Here is a 14,028-nt window from a genome sequence, read left to right on the forward strand (position 1 = left end):
CATGGTCGATCACGACGACCCGGTCGAGGAGACCGTCATGCTCACCCGACGCGCGCACCGGTCGCGGCGGTCGGCTGCGGCGCCGATCGATCCGCCGGCGGTCGAGGGCGCGGGCGCGGGACCGGATGCGGATGCGGCAGACGACGCCGTCGACGACCGCACGATCGCGGTTCCCCGCGCGGATCCGGCAGACGGCACCGTCGACGACCGCACGATCGCGGTTCCCCGTGAGCGCGCGCAGGCCGTGGAAGACCAGACGGTCGTGGTCGCGCGACGGCGGTCTGCGGGCGATGGTCCCGCTCCCGCCACGGGGCCGGAGGACCTGGAGGACCACACGGTGGTCGTCGACCGGACGGCGGATGCGGCTGCGCCCACCCGTGAGCCCGTCGAGGACGCGGAGGACGCGGACGACCACACCGTCGCGGTGGGTCGCGCGCTGCGGCCGCCGGCATCCGGTCCGCTCACGCACCACGTCGGCCACGACGCCGATGCCGAAGACCTCGACGCGACGATTCCCGCCGCACCCGCTCGACGGGTCGAGATGGAGCCGCTGCCCGCCATCTACAAGCCGCGCCCTGCCCCGCTGCGTCCGTCGCGTCCGCCGAAGGTCGAGGGCGGGGCCGCCCCCACCCGGGTGGTCGACGACGAGGCCGCGTCGGTCTCGCGCGCCGCGCGACGCACCAGCATCCGGGTGCTGGCCGCCCTTGCCGCAGCCTGCGTGGTGTCGGTGTGCGGACTGGTCGCCCTGGCTCTCGTCGTCTTCACCTGACGGCGTCGCCGTCCACCGGAGTCGTCGCCCTCGTCGTGGGCAGAACTGCCCATCGGCGCTGACGCGGACGCCGGTTAGACTCATGTGATGCGCTGCCCTGCCCGTCGATCGGGACGGACGGATGAGAGAGCGCGCGGGGGAGAGATCCGGCATGAGGGTGCTGTCGTGGATGCGAGCGCGGCCGAAGATGCTGGCGTCCGCCGCCGTGCTGTCCGTCGGCGCGGTGGCGCTCACGACCATGGCATTCGCCTACGAGGGCAACCCCACCACCCAGGTCGATCTCAATGACGGCGGCGTCTGGCTGACGAAGAGCTCGAATCTCCTGGTCGGGCACTTCAACCACGAGTCGACGCTGATCGACGGCGGCCTCCGCACGGCCAGCGACGACTACGACATCCTGCAGGACGAGAAGAACGTCCTCGTGGTCGACCGCAGCGCGGCGACGCTGACCGCGGTCGACCCCGCTCGCGTCGCTCTGGGCGACTCGACCGCGATCCCCGCATCCGCCAAGGTCGCGCTCGGCGACAAGACCACGGCGATCCTCGATCCCGCATCGGGCAACCTGTGGGTCGTGGCGGTGAAGAGCCTCGCGGCCTTCAAGATCGAGGGTGCGACGCCCACGGCCGAGCTCGGTGACGACGCCGACATCGCGGTCGCCGAGGACGGCACCGTGTTCGGCCTCGCCCCGTCGCGAGGCGAGGTCGTCACCATCCCTGTCGACAACGAGGGCCAGCCGCTCGATCCGTCGGCGGCATCGGTCGGCGAGATCGACAGCACGGAGGCGCCCAGCATCACCGCCGTCGGCCGCACGCCGATCGTCCTCGACGCCGCCGCGGGGGTCGTCACGACGCCCGGAGGCTTCCGCACCCCCGTCTCCAACGCCGCCGACGCCGTGCTCCAGCAGCCCTCCGCCGCGAGCGACGATGTCGTCTTCGCCACCCGGGCGGCGCTCGTGAGCGTGCCCCTCGACGGCGACGAGCCTGTCTCCGTCGACACCGGGTCCGAGGGCGTGCCGGCGACCCCCGTCTCGTTGCGCGGATGCTTCTACGGTGCCTGGGCGGGGTCGGCGGCGTTCATCCGGGACTGCCCGGGAGACGCGAGCGACGTCAACGACACGATCGACGGCGCGGAGGACTCGACCTCGCTGACCTTCCGCGTCAATCGCGACGTCATCATCCTCAACGACCTCGTCGACGGCTCCGCGTGGCTCGCGGACGAGAGCCTGCAGCAGGTCGACAACTGGAACGACCTCACTCCGCCCGAGGGCGAGACCGAGAACGAGGAGGACACCACCCAGGAGACGGTGGAGACGACCCTCCCCGATCGCAAGGAGGAGAACACCCCGCCGGTCGCGGAAGACGACTCCTTCGGCGTGCGTCCCGGCGCCACGACGCTGCTGCCGGTGCTCGACAACGACAACGACACCGACGGCGACGTGCTCGTGGCCGAGCTCGTCGACGCGCAGCCGTCGATCGGCACCGTCCAGCCGATCCAGAACGGCGGTGCCCTGCAGATCGCCGTCGACGAGAACGCGTCCGGCGCGTCCTCCTTCACGTACGAGGCGAGCGACGGACGTGGGGGCACCGACACCGCGGTCGTGACGCTCACCGTGCGCGATCCCGAGACGAACGGCGCGCCGACGCCCAAGCGCAAGACCAGCCTCACGGTCGAGAGCGGCGGCACGATCTCGTACAACATCCTCCCCGACTGGATCGATCCCGACGGCGACGACATCTACCTGAAGTCCGTGATCGCCGCACCGGGCGACGAGGTCGATTTCAGCACCGACGGTCAGCTCACCTACAAGGCGACGGCGAGCCTGCAGGGGCAGAAGTCCGTCGACGTCACGGTCGCGGACGCGTTCGGCGAGATCGGCACGACAACGCTCACGCTCGACGTGCGTCCGCCGGGCAGCACCGATCCCAAGACCAACGCCGATCATGTGGTCACCCGCGTCGGCGAGCAGGTCACGATCGCTCCGCTCGCGAACGACACGAGCTCCGGCCGTGAACCGCTGCGCCTCGGCAGGGTCGACGAGCAGGTGCCCGGGGCATCGGTCGTCCCGGACTTCACGAACAAGACGTTCACGTTCTCGGCGACGACGCCCGACACCTACTACGTGCAGTACCTGGCGACCGCGGGTCCGAAGAACGGCGAGGGCCTGGTGCGCGTCGACGTGCTCGATGCCGCCGAGACCGACCTGCCTCCCGTCGCGGTGCGCGATGTCGCGCTGCTCCGCTCCGGAGGCGACGTGCTCGTGGGCGTCCTCGCGAACGACTCGGACCCGGGCGGCGGCATCCTGGTCGTGCAGTCCGTCTCTCTCGAGCCGAACTCGGGTGTCTCCGTCTCGGTGATCAACCACGAGACGCTGCGCATCACCGACCAGGGAGCGCTCACCGAGCCCGTGCGGGCGACGTACACGATCTCCAACGGCACCAAGTCGGCACAGGGCGAGGTGGTGATCATCCCGATCCCCGCGCCCGATGAGATCCTGCAGCCGGCCGCCAGCCCCGACACCGCCTACGTGCGGGCGGGAGACGTGGTGACGATCCCGGTGCTCGAGAACGACACCCACCCGAACGATGACGTGCTGCACGTCGCCCCCGAGCTCATCGAGCCGTTCGTCGACCCGGACGACGGCGAGGCGTTCGTCTCGCAGGACGCGGTGCGCTTCAGGGCCGGGCCCGAGGCGAAGACGGTCTACCTCACCTATGAGGCCGTCGACGAGCACCAGCAGAAGTCCGCGGGCTTCGTCACGATCCAGATCATGCCGGCAGACCCGGAGACGAACGCGGCACCGCGCCCGCAGGACATCGTCTCGCGCTCGCTCGCCGGCACCACAGTCAGCATCCCCGTGCCGCTCGACGGGATCGACTCCGACGGGGATTCGGTCGAGCTGCTCGACATCGCGTCCAATCCCACGAAGGGGCGGATCACCGAGACGGGAGCGAACTACTTCCGCTACGAGGCCTTCGAAGGCTCGGCAGGGGTCGACACGTTCAAGTACCGCGTGCGCGACCGCCTCGGAACCGAGGGGGAGGCGACCATCCGGGTCGGGATCGCACCCCCGGAGCAGGTCAACCAGGCGCCGTATGCGGTGAAGGATGCCGTCGTGGTGCGCCCCGGCCGCGAGATCGCCGTGCCGGTGCTCGACAACGACTCCGACCCCGAAGGCGAGGAGATCACCCTCGTCAGCGAGAAGAACGACGGACTCGAAGTGCCCGACGTCGACGGCCTCTCCGCCCGCGTCTCGGGCGATCGCGTGCTCGTGGAGGCGCCGGACCGTGCGCTCGAGACCTCACTGCAGTACACGATCCGCGATTCGCGAGGTGCGACCGCATCCGCCGTGCTGGCGATCACGGTCGATGAGAACGTCCCGCTGCAGGCTCCGGTGGCGCGCGACGACAGGGTGCGCCCCGAAGACCTGAACGACGGCGAGCTCACGGCCGACATCGACATCCTCAAGAACGACGAAGACCCGGACGGCACGAGGGAGTCCCTCGACGTCGTGCTCGGTGACGGCGCCGAAGCCGTCGAGGGCGGCAAGGTGCGGGTGACCATCGGCGAGGAGCAGCAGCTCATCCGCTACACGCTCACCGACATCGACGGTCTCGAGGCCTCGGCGTTCATCTTCGTCCCCGCCGTGTCCGGTCTCCGTCCGGCGCTGAAGGACGGTACCAAGCCCGTCGAGGTCATGAGCGGCGAGACCGTCTCGCTGCCGCTGTCGGACTACGTCGTGGTCGCGGGCGGCGGCACCGCCCGCATCACCGAGCACGCCAAGGTCAGTGCGGTCCATGCCGACGGCGCAGACCTGGTGACCGACGAGACGACCCTCGCCTACACCTCCGCCCCCGGCTACTTCGGGGAGGACGCGCTGACCTTCGAGGTCACCGACGGCACGGCCCCCGACGATCCCGAGGGGCGCAAGGCGACCCTCACGATCCCGATCACGGTGCTGCCGCCCGACAACCAGCAGCCCACGTTCGTCTCCGGCGAGGTGCAGGTGGCACCGGGGGAGGACGCGAGCACGCTCGACCTCGCGGCGCTCACGACCGACCCCGACCCGGAGGACGAGCATACGTACAGCCTCCTCGGCGGCGCGGGCAACGGCGTGAGCGCGCGGACCGACGGCAGCACGCTGTTCGTCGAGGCATCGTCGAACGCCAAGAAGGGCACAGCGCTCACACTGCAGCTGCGGGTGAGCGACGGCGAGACGGAACCGGTCGAAGGCACCGTCTCGGTGGTCGTCTCCGCCTCGACGAGGGCGATGCCGGTGGCCAACACCGACACGGTCCCACAGGCCGATCAGGGCAAGCCGGTGACGGTGCCCGTGCTCGCGAACGACTTCAACCCGTTCCCGGAGACGCCGCTCAAGATCGTCTCCCAGGTGGTCGAGTCCGGCGGCGGCGACGTGGCTCTCGACGGCGACCGTCTCGTGGTCACCCCGGCGGCAGACTACGTCGGATCCCTGGTGGTGCGGTACCGCATCCAGGACGCCACGGAGGACGCGGATCGCGAGGTCAACGGTCAGGTCGTCGTGACGGTGCAGGGCGTGCCCGCGGCGCCGGGGACGCCGACCGTCACGAGCGTGCAGGACCGCAAGGTCGTGATCTCGTACGGCGCTCCGTCGAACAACGGCGCCGAGATCACGAAGTACACGGTCACATCGGTGCAGGGCAGCGCGTACCGCAAGGAATGCCAGTCGACGACGTGCACCCTCGACGGGCTCACCAACAACGTCGAGTACACCTTCCAGGTCACGGCGACCAACCGCGTCGGCGAAGGCGAGAAGTCGGGGGCCTCGCAGGTCGCCCGTCCCGACGCCAGGCCCGACACACCGAACCCCCCGACGCTGAAGTTCGGCGACAAGTCGCTCGCCGTCGCCTGGACCACCCCGACGACCCCGGGGTCGCCGGTCGAGCGCTACACGCTCGAGATCTCGCCCGCCCCGCCGTCCGGCATCTCGCAGAAGGAGGTCACGGGCAACTCGATCGTCTGGGACGGTCTCGAGAACGGCTCGAACTACCAGGTGCGCGTCCAGGCCCACAACAAGGCGCCCGAGCCGTCGAGCTGGAGCACCTGGTCGGCATCCGAGATCCCGGCGGGCCCGCCGCTCGCGGCAGCGGCACCGAGCACCCAGGAGCTCGCGCCGGTCGGCAACCAGGCGCAGATGCAGGTGAACTGGGCGACCCCGAACAACAACGGCGACGCGATCGACAGCTACCAGCTCGAGGTGTACGAGGGTTCAACGCTCGTGCGCACGATCACCCCCGGTGCCGCCGCGACCAGTCAGGCCGTGACGGTGCCTACCTCGGAGACGGCGTACACGTACCGCATCCGCGCGCACAACAAGGCGGGCTGGGGCGAGTTCAGCGCGTCCTCCCCGCCGCGTCGCGGTGTCACCGCACCCGGCGCCCCGAGCGGTCTCACGGCGGCCCCCGGCGACGGCTTCATCGACATCGCGTATACGGCAGGCTCCCGCAACGGCGCCAGGGCAGACGAGATCTCGTACCAGTTCCGTCTCAACGGCGGCGGATGGCAGGGACTCCCCGGAACCCGTCTCTCGGGCCTCTCCAACGGCACGAACTACAGCGTCGAGGTGCGTGCGGTCGCGTCGGTCGACGGATCCACCTACGCGGGAGCGGTGTCGAACGCGGCATCCGCGGTGCCCTACGGCGTGCCGTCGGCGCCGCGCGCCACGGCGAAGAACCTCGGCACCCAGGTGGAGCTCACCTGGGATGCGACGCGCTCGCCCAACGGGCGCGACATCGCGAACGTGCAGATCAGCGTCGACGGCGGCGGCTGGCAGAACGTCGGCATCTCGGGTTCCCGCACCGTCGGCGACGGATACCAGCAGAACCACGACATCAAGGTCAGGGCGCAGGACGCCGCCGGCCAGTGGTCGCCCGAGGCATCGGACTCGGCGCGCACGAGCGATCCCCCCGCCGAGGTGCTGCGCACCGAGAAGGGCGCCTCGGGCTCCTGGTCCGACTGCAACACCTCGTCGTGCGCGAAGGTTCGACTCACGGTCGAGAACTTCCGCAGCCCCGGCAACTACTCGCTGCAGTGCGACGACGGCAACAAGTACGGCGGCAGCTCCAAGCTGTACGTCCCCGAGAACGGCAGCGTCGACCTCAACTGCTACTACGGCTACCCCGGCGGGACGATCCGCGTCTACATCAAGGAGCTCGACAGACACGCGAGCGCCTTGACCTGGTACTGATCCCCGCCCGCCCGCAGCACCGCAGCACCTGCATCACCGACGAGACACAGGAAACCCCATCGCATGACAATGACCTCCGAACAGGCCGCGTGGTTCCACGGCACCTTCACCCGCCTGGTCGACAACGTCGACCGGGCCGTGCAGGGCAAGCGCGAGATCGTCTCGCTCGTTCTGGCGGCGATGCTCGCCGAAGGGCACGTGCTGCTCGAAGACGCCCCGGGCACGGGCAAGACCAGCCTCGCCAAGGCGCTCGCCGCCACCGTGCAGGGCACGAGCTCGCGCATCCAGTTCACACCCGATCTGCTGCCGTCCGACGTGACCGGCGTGACGATCTACGACCAGCAGAACCACAAGTTCGAGTTCCACCGGGGCCCGATCTTCGCGTCGATCGTGCTCGCCGACGAGATCAACCGCGCCTCGCCGAAGACGCAGTCCGCACTGCTCGAAGTGATGGAGGAGTCGCGCGTCACCGTCGACGGCGCCGCTCACGAGACCGGTCGACCGTTCCTCGTGATCGCGACGCAGAACCCGATCGAGCAGGCGGGCACCTACAAGCTGCCCGAGGCGCAGCTCGACCGGTTCCTCATCAAGTCGTCGATCGGCTACCCCGACCTGGCGGTGACCGAGAGCATCCTCGCCGGTGCCGCCCAGCGCAACCCGTCGGCGGCTCTCACCCCGGTCATCACCACCGGGGCGGTCGCGGACATGGCCGACCTGGCCTCGACCGTGCACGTCGAGCCCGCCGTTCTCCGCTACATCGCCGAGCTCGCGGAGGCGACGAGAACCGACCCGGCGACCCGACTCGGAGTCTCGGTGCGCGGCGCTCTCGCCATGGTGCGCATCGCCAAGGTGTGGGCCGCGTCGCAGGGCCGCCACTACGTGCTGCCCGACGACGTCAAGACGCTCGCGCGCCCCGTGTGGCTGCACCGGCTGCTGCTCGACGCCGAGGCGGAGTTCTCGGGCACGAACGGCGAGACGGTGATCGCCCGCGTGCTCGACCGCATCGCCGCACCGCAGGCGCGATAGGACAGCAGGAATGACCACCCAGGCTCCCGCTCAGGTGCCCGCACCGCCCACGGCCGACGCGCGATGGCGTGACGTCGCGGCGGTCGTCGGCGCGCGCCTGCTCGTGCGCCTGCGGAGGGTCACCGACGCGATCCGTCCGCTCGCCTGGGTGCTGATGGCGCTGGCGGTCGGCCTGTGGATCCTCGGACAGTCCGCCGGATGGGCGGAGTTCACGATCGCCGCCGCCGTCATCGCGCTCACCGTCGCGCTGTGCGCGCTGTTCCTCATCGGTCGCACCGCCTACGACGTCGCGCTCGACCTCGCGCGCACCCGGGTGGTCGTCGGCGAGCGCGCGATCGGCGGCCTCACCCTGGCCAATCACGGAAGCCGTGCGATCCTGCCCTCCCGTGTCGTGCTGCCTGTGGGCGCGGGTCGCGGTGAGTTCGGAATCCAGCGCCTCGCGCCGGGGGAGGAGGCCGAAGAGCTCTTCGCCATCCCGACCCAGCGCCGCGGTGTCGTGAAGGTCGGACCGGTGAGCGTGGTCCGCGGCGATCCCCTCGGACTGTTCGAGCGCGCCCATCGCCGTGACGACCCCGTCGACCTGTACGTGCACCCCCGCACCATCGCGTTCGAGGGGCAGTCGCTCGGATTCCTGCGCGACCTCGAGGGGATGCCGGCGACGGACCTCTCGCGCGACGACGTCTCGTTCCATGCCCTGGTGGAGTATCAGCCGGGCGACGACCTGCGACACGTGCACTGGCGTTCGACCGCGCGCACCGGCACGCTGATGATGCGGCAGTACGAAGAGACGCGGCGCTCGCACTTCGTCATCGCCCTGTCGCGCGCCGCGTCCGACTACGCCGACGACGAGGAGTTCGAGCTGGCGATCTCCGCCGCGGGCTCGATCGGTCTGCGGGCGATCCGCGACTCGCAGAGGGTGGAGGTGCGGGTCCAGGGCCGCGATCTCGCCGCCGGATCCGGCAAGCAGCTTCTCGACTCGCTGGCGGCCGTGACGCATTCTCGCCCCCGGTACGGCGGCATAGACGCGCTCTCTGCCGTCATCGCCCGCAACATGCCGCTCGCCAGCATCGTGGTGCTCGTGTGCGGATCCAAGGTGCGCGGTGAGGACCTGCGTTCGGCGTGCGCGCGGCTGCCGTTCGGTGCGCGTGTTCTCGCCGTCGTCGCCGATCGTGCGGCGACGGCTCCGTCGCTGCGGCGCATCGGCGATGCCGATGTCGTGACCGTCGGTGCGCTCGAGCAGGTGCCGCTCGCCCTGCAGCGGGTGCTCGCATGAGCGCCGCCGTCACGCTGCCGCTGCGGCGGTGGATCCTCGACCTCGGGGCGGCCGCCGTTCTCGGGGGTGTCGCCCTCGCCGGAATGTGGCCGACGTTCGCCGGAGGCAGCTACCTGCCCGCGGCCGTCGGCGGGATCCTGCTCGGGCTCGCGATCGCGGCCGTGTGCGCGTGGCGGGGCTGGGGCATGCTCCTCACGGCCGGAGTCACGATCGCGGCCTACTTCCTGCTCGGGGGTGCGCTCGCGCTGCCGCACACCGCGCTGTTCGGGGTGATCCCGACGCTCGACACGTGGCAGCGCCTCGCGCTGGGCACGGTGACGTCGTGGAAGCAGATGCTCACGACCGTCGCGCCGGTGGCCGCGTCCGACGGTCACCTGCTCGTTCCGTTCCTGCTGGGCCTTTTCGGAACCGTCCTCACGGCATCCCTCGCTCTGCGTCTGCGGAACGTGGCCTGGGCGCTGCTGCCCGCGGGCGCCATGCTGATGCTCGTGATCCTGCTCGGAACACCGGAACCGGCGTTCCCCCTCGCGCAGGGCCTGGTCTTCGCGGTGATCGCGATCGCCTGGCTCGCTCTGCGCCAGCTGTGGGACCCGCACAACGCCGCCGTGTCGGTGAGCGAGATCAACCCCGCACGTGCGGCCCGCATGAGGATGCGTCGGCTGCTCGCGGGAGCGGCGGTGCTCGCGATCGCCGCCGGTGCCGGAGTCGCGACGAGTGCGGTCGCGCAGCCGGTGCAGCCCCGTCATGTGTTCCGTGATGTGGTGATCCCGCCGTTCGATGTGCGGGACTACCCGAGCCCGCTGCAGTCGTTCCGCAAGAACGTGCGCGACCAGTCCGCAGAGACGCTGTTCACGGTGCAGGGGCTGCCCAAGGGCGCGCGGATCCGCATCGGGGTCATGGATCAGTTCGACGGGATGGTCTACAACGTCACCGACGGCGGCCCCGATTCGTCGAGTGCCTTCACTCCGCTGCGCTCGAACATGTCGCCGGATGCGAAGGGCCTGCCGGTGACCCTCAAGTTCGATATCGGCGAGTACTCCGGTGTCTGGCTGCCGGATGCCGGTGCGGTGTCGGACATCGAATTCACCGGTGCTCGCGCGGATGAGCTGCGCCGGTCGGCGTTCTACAACCCGGCGACGGGGACCGCCGTGGTCACTTCGAAGCTCGCCTCGGGCGACACCTACACGGTCGACACGATCATGCCCGCGTCGGTCGAAGACCGGCAGCTCGCAGACGTCGACTTCGGCAAGGTGCCCCTGCCGACGCAGAGCAACGTGCCGGAGGAGCTCACCTCGCTCGCGGCCGAGACCGTGTCGGGGGCCGAGACGCCGATCGAGCAGGTGCGCGCTCTCGAGACCTTCCTGGCGGAGGGCGGATTCTTCAGCCACGGGCTCGAGGGTGAGGTGCTCTCCCGAGCCGGGCACACGGCCGAGCGCATCTCGACGCTCGTCGGCGGCGACCAGATGATCGGCGACGACGAGCAGTACGCGGTCGCGATGGCTCTGCTCGCCCGCGAGGTCGACATCCCCGCTCGCGTCGTCATGGGGTACTACCCCGACGAGGAGAGGGCGGGCGACGCGACGTTCGACGCCACCGGCGACGACGTGCATGCCTGGGTGGAGGTCAACTTCGCCGGCATCGGCTGGATGAGCTTCGACCCGACGCCCCCTGAAGACAAGGTCCCCAACGACCAGAACACCAAGCCGAGGGCGGATCCCAAGCCCCAGGTGCTGCAGCCGCCGCCTCCTCCGCAGGAGCCGGTCGACCTGCCGCCGACCCTTCCGGATGACCGCAAGGGCGAAGAGGAGACCTTCGACGTCCTGGGGCTGATCGGCGTGATCCTCGCCGTCGGCGGCATCGTCTTGGGCATCCTGCTGCTCGTCGCGGCGCCCTTCATCGTCGTCGGCGCCTGGAAGGCGGCCACCCGCCGGGCCCGCCGCAACGCCGCCGAACCGACGGATCGCATCAGCGGAGGCTGGGACGAGGTCACCGACCGCGCCGTCGACTACGGCGCGAGGCTCGACACGGGCGGCACGCGGATCGAAGAGGGGGCGACGCTCGCGGCGACGCTCGAGCTGCCACGGGCGGCGCGACTCGCCGAACGTGCGGATGCCGTGATCTTCGGCCCCGACGATCCCACACCCGAAGACGTCGAGGCGTTCTGGGCCGAGGTCGATGTCATCGTCGGCGGGCTCGGCGCGGACGCCGGATTCTTCCGGCGGCTCCGAGCGCGGCTGAGCCTGCGCTCGCTGCTCGGCGGGACCGCCGTCGGCGCACGGCTCGCCGAGTGGCGAGACGCCGCCATCGCGCGCCGCGGCAACCGACCTGAGACGATCGGTCGCAGCACTCGACAGTCGTCCACCTCCCCCCTCGAGAGCGAGAGATCATGACCCAGCCCGCGATCGACAGCAGCGCGCCGGTCTCGAGGCGCGCCATCGCCTACCTGATCGACGCCCTCATCGCCGGCGCCATCGGCACGGTGGGCGTCGTGATCGCCGCCCTGATCACGTTCGCACCGAGGCCCGTCGACGAGCTCCTCGTGGTGGCGCCCCTCGCGTACGGCGCGGTGCTGCTGGTGCTGGTGGCATGGTTCCTCGTCTACACGTTCATGCAGACGCGCGGCGGCTCGATCGGCATGCGTGCGCAGGGCGTGCGACTCGCGTCCGCTGTCGACGGCACCCCGCTCGGCTTCGGCCGGGCGCTGCTGCGCAACGTGGTGTTCGGGGCGGCGGCCGGCATCGTCGTCGGGTACTTCACCCCGCTGTTCGACGGATCCGGGCGCTTCCAGGGATGGCACGACAAGGTGTCGAAGGCGGTCGTCCTCGACGCGCGCACGTCGGCTGCGCCGGCCCGTCGTGCGGAGGCGGGCGCGGGGACCTCGCAGAGCACCGCGACGCCCGGCCGGGGCATCGGCGTGCCCGCGCAGCCGACGACCGTCGGCCCGCCGCCTGTGCCGCTGCTCCCTCCGGCTCCGCTGGCCGGCGGATACGCCGCGACCGTCTCGGCTCCTCCCGGATACCCGGCCTCGGCCGCGCCGTCTCCGTCAGCCGGGCCCGCGACCCCCGCGTTCTCGGCTCCGCCGGCTCCGTCAGCCGAGCCCGCGACCTCCGGTTTCTCGGCTCCGCCCGCTGTCTCGGCTCCGCCCGCTGTCTCGACTCCGCCTGCTGTCTCGGCCCCGCCCTTCGCAGGTGACGCGTCGGCGTCGTCGACGGCGGGTACCGGGTCGGCGTTCTCCGTGCCGTCCGGCGGCGCTCCGTTCGCGGTTCCGTCTCTGCCGTCGAGGTCCCCCGCACCCGAGCCCGTGAGCCCCGAGGCTCACGCTTCCGGTCAGCCCGTCACCCCGGCATCCGCCCCTCCGGTGCCCGGAGGCGACGCGCTGATCGCGTTCGTCCCCGGCGTCACCGCCGCGGCCTCCGCGGTGCCGTCGAGCCCCGCGCCTCCGGTCGTCGATCCCCCAGGTGCCACGCCCGGTGCGCCGGGGGCATACGACGCCGTCGACTCGGGTCCTGTCGCCGTCGAGCTCTTCGAGGAGACGATCGTGCAGCCGCGTTCGACGCCCGCGCAGCTCGAGGATGAGCTGGAGTCGACGCGCATCAGCATCCCCGGACATCGTCTGCTGTTCACCTGGGACGACGGCACCCGCGTGACCGTCTCGCGCCGAACGCTGTTCGGGCGCAACCCCGCGCATGAGGACGGCACGGAGCGGGTGACCGTGCGAGACGAGACGCTGTCGCTCTCGAAGACCCATTTCGAGGCCGCGGCTGAGGTCTCCGGCGGCTGGGTTCTCGACCGGCATTCGACCAACGGCATGACCATCGTGCGCGACGGCGAGCGCATCGACTGCCCGCCCGGGCAGCGCGTTCCCGTGCGTCTCGGCGATGCGATCGAGATCGGTGACCGGATCCTCACGATCGGCGGGTACGTATGAGGTCCGCACTTGTGGTCACGTCGGGGTCCGCGACGCACATCGGTCTGCGGCGTGCGCTCAACGAGGACTCCCTCCTGGCCGAGGCGCCCGTCTTCATCGTCGCCGACGGGATGGGCGGCCACGAGGCCGGTGAGCACGCCAGCGCGAGGGTGATCGAGGAGTTCTCGTCGTTCATCGGGCGCAGCTCGTTGACGCTCGGCGAGGTTCGCGGCGCTCTCGACCGCGCGAGGGCCGGGGTGGAGGATCTCTCGACGGGCGGCAACGGGCGGGCCGGCACGACGCTGAGTGGCGTCATGGTGGCCTCCGTCGACGGAACGGGGTACTGGCTGGCGGTCAACATCGGCGACTCGCGCACCTATCGGCTCGCCGACGGCGAGCTCGAGCAGATCAGCGTCGACCACTCCGTGGTGCAGGAGCTCGTCGAGTCGGGAGAGCTCACCCCCGCCGAAGCCGCGACCGACCGTCGGCGCAACATCATCACCCGCGCGATCGGGGGGAGCAGCACCGGTGATGCCGACTACTGGCTGTTCCCCGCCGAAGAGGGGGATCGCATCCTCGTGTGCTCCGACGGCATCACCTCCGAGCTTTCGGATCAGCGGATCAGCGAGATCCTCTCCCGCGTGCCGGATCCGCAGCTCGCCGCCGACGCCCTGATCGCCGAAGCCCTGCAGTCGGGCGGGCACGATAACATCACGGTCGTGATCGTCGACGCGGTCCGAGTCTCATCCAGGCCGGGTGGGGGACTCGAGTCCGAGGAGTTCGACATCGATGTCGACACGCTGCCACGCGCAGCAGGAGGGGTTCGCTGA

General features: G+C 70.7%; 7 protein-coding genes. All 7 read left to right on the plus strand.

Features of this window, described 5'->3' with window-relative positions; all coding sequences use genetic code 11:
* Position 1: 1 nt before the first annotated feature.
* The 7 genes from DXT68_RS02475 (at position 2) to DXT68_RS02505 (ending at position 14,028) form a co-directional block, all read left to right on the plus strand.
* Positions 2-769: a hypothetical protein gene (locus tag DXT68_RS02475; RefSeq protein WP_045254932.1), complete on the plus strand. Its 768-nt coding sequence runs from the start codon at positions 2-4 to the stop codon at positions 767-769.
* Positions 770-920: 151 nt separating this feature from the next.
* Positions 921-6,992, plus strand: a complete 6,072-nt coding sequence (locus DXT68_RS02480) for an Ig-like domain-containing protein (protein ID WP_045254931.1) — start codon at positions 921-923, stop codon at positions 6,990-6,992.
* A 63-nt stretch (positions 6,993-7,055) separates the two neighbouring features.
* Positions 7,056-8,018: an AAA family ATPase gene (locus tag DXT68_RS02485; protein ID WP_045254930.1), complete on the plus strand. Its 963-nt coding sequence runs from the start codon at positions 7,056-7,058 to the stop codon at positions 8,016-8,018.
* Positions 8,019-8,028: 10 nt separating this feature from the next.
* Positions 8,029-9,291 carry a DUF58 domain-containing protein gene (locus tag DXT68_RS02490; protein WP_045254929.1) on the plus strand — a complete coding sequence of 421 codons (1,263 nt, stop codon included), beginning with the start codon at positions 8,029-8,031 and terminating at the stop codon, positions 9,289-9,291.
* The gene (locus DXT68_RS02495; protein WP_115760441.1) at positions 9,288-11,681 is read left to right on the plus strand and encodes a transglutaminaseTgpA domain-containing protein; all 2,394 of its coding nucleotides are present in this window, start codon (positions 9,288-9,290) and stop codon (positions 11,679-11,681) included. The genes DXT68_RS02490 and DXT68_RS02495 overlap by 4 nt, the downstream gene beginning before the upstream one ends.
* Positions 11,678-13,219: an RDD family protein gene (locus DXT68_RS17305; protein ID WP_045254928.1), complete on the plus strand. Its 1,542-nt coding sequence runs from the start codon at positions 11,678-11,680 to the stop codon at positions 13,217-13,219. The genes DXT68_RS02495 and DXT68_RS17305 overlap by 4 nt, the downstream gene beginning before the upstream one ends.
* Positions 13,216-14,028, plus strand: coding sequence for a PP2C family protein-serine/threonine phosphatase (locus DXT68_RS02505; RefSeq protein WP_045254927.1), 813 nt, complete (start codon positions 13,216-13,218; stop codon positions 14,026-14,028). Before DXT68_RS17305 ends, DXT68_RS02505 begins: the two co-directional genes overlap by 4 nt.

Source organism: Microbacterium foliorum, assembly GCF_003367705.1.
GTDB classification, from domain to species: domain Bacteria; phylum Actinomycetota; class Actinomycetes; order Actinomycetales; family Microbacteriaceae; genus Microbacterium; species Microbacterium foliorum.

Excerpts from the sequence above, each read along its gene's own strand:
- DXT68_RS02475 (WP_045254932.1), top strand. The coding sequence starts at position 2 with ATGGTCGATCACGACGACCCGGTCGAGGAGACCGTCATGCTCACCCGA.
- DXT68_RS02480 (WP_045254931.1), top strand. The coding sequence starts at position 921 with ATGAGGGTGCTGTCGTGGATGCGAGCGCGGCCGAAGATGCTGGCGTCC.
- DXT68_RS02485 (WP_045254930.1), top strand. The coding sequence starts at position 7,056 with ATGACAATGACCTCCGAACAGGCCGCGTGGTTCCACGGCACCTTCACC.
- DXT68_RS02490 (WP_045254929.1), top strand. The coding sequence starts at position 8,029 with ATGACCACCCAGGCTCCCGCTCAGGTGCCCGCACCGCCCACGGCCGAC.
- DXT68_RS02495 (WP_115760441.1), top strand. The coding sequence starts at position 9,288 with ATGAGCGCCGCCGTCACGCTGCCGCTGCGGCGGTGGATCCTCGACCTC.
- DXT68_RS17305 (WP_045254928.1), top strand. The coding sequence starts at position 11,678 with ATGACCCAGCCCGCGATCGACAGCAGCGCGCCGGTCTCGAGGCGCGCC.
- DXT68_RS02505 (WP_045254927.1), top strand. The coding sequence starts at position 13,216 with ATGAGGTCCGCACTTGTGGTCACGTCGGGGTCCGCGACGCACATCGGT.